1 protein-coding gene is annotated in these 257 nt (G+C 56.8%); it reads right to left on the minus strand.

Going from position 1 to position 257, the window contains the following annotated elements; genetic code table 11:
* Window positions 1-210 (minus strand): hypothetical protein (locus AC1RPR_RS08930; RefSeq protein WP_481763593.1); only part of this gene is annotated, 210 nt, incomplete at its 3' end.
* Window positions 211-257 lie beyond the last annotated feature (47 nt).

Genomic DNA, 257 nt, shown 5'->3' on the forward strand with positions numbered 1-257 from the left:
GTCCTCATCACCCTCACCTGAACCCAGCTCGACAGCAGCCAGCGTGATTTGCGTGTTCCAGTATCCGTTACGGACCGGAGTTGCGTACAATGCGTGGAGGCGATCTTCCGACTCCCCATCCTCCGAATCTGTTTCGGGCCCAGTGACGGTCAGGGTCCAAGCATCATCGTCTCCGACGCGCTCTGCCAATAGTTGTTGGTCATCGTTCATGCAGCCTCCTTGGGTTTTGATGCATGCTTCAAAGCGGCGCGAATCTG

Source organism: Dellaglioa sp. CoH-57-MRSF-22, from assembly GCF_056781895.1.